The sequence below is a fragment of the Haemophilus sp. C1 genome, from assembly GCF_001276515.1.
GTDB lineage: Bacteria > Pseudomonadota > Gammaproteobacteria > Enterobacterales > Pasteurellaceae > Haemophilus.
Genome location: NZ_LDVZ01000074.1, coordinates 1 through 675 on the forward strand (window position 1 = coordinate 1; position 675 = coordinate 675).

Here is a 675-nt window from a genome sequence, read left to right on the forward strand (position 1 = left end):
CCTTGGTCGCTATGAATAATCGGGCATTCTGTCGGTTTAACCCGACTAAGCCCTTGTTCTAACATCTTTTTTACCAATGAAAATTTCGGGCGTGTCGCAAAGTTATAGGCAATAATTTCTCGGTTAGCCAAGTCCATCAACGGTGAAAAATAAAGCTTTTCTTGCCCAACATGAAATTCCGTTACATCCGTTACCCATTTTTGATTGAGTGCCGTTGCTGTAAAATCACGATTCAGCAAATTCGGGGCAATATGCGATGTTTTTCCTCGTTTTCCATGTCTTTTCTTACGTAAAATGGAATGAATACCTAACTCGTTCATCAGTTTTAACACCGTTTTATGATTCAAATTAAAACCCATTTGGCGTAATTTAAACGTCATGGGGCGATAACCATCTCGTTTTCTGTTTTTTTATACAGCGATAAGATAGCCTCTTTTACTTCGTGATAAGTTCGCTTAATCTCTTTATAGTAAAAGCTTGAGCGAGGCATTTTAGCCACACGAAGTAAATCATTTAATGCGTGGTTTGGCTTCAATCTTTCAATAATTTTTCTTTTTTCTGTCGCTGTTTTTGACGGTCGAGCACCTCCAACTCCTTTAGGTAAGCAATCTCCGCTCGAGCCAAGGCGAGCTCTCGCTGCAGCTTTTTAAACGCTTTAGGTGAAAAGTCTGTGGT

Annotated in this window: 1 protein-coding gene and 1 pseudogene; both read right to left on the bottom strand. The window is 39.7% G+C overall.

What is annotated here, in order from left to right:
• A partial coding sequence (locus ABW51_RS10435) for a DDE-type integrase/transposase/recombinase (RefSeq protein ID WP_231625722.1) occupies positions 1–380 on the bottom strand: 380 nt, incomplete at its 3' end.
• A gap of 151 nt (positions 381–531) precedes the next feature.
• A pseudogene (locus tag ABW51_RS10440) lies at positions 532–675 on the bottom strand (transposase); the annotation flags it as partial.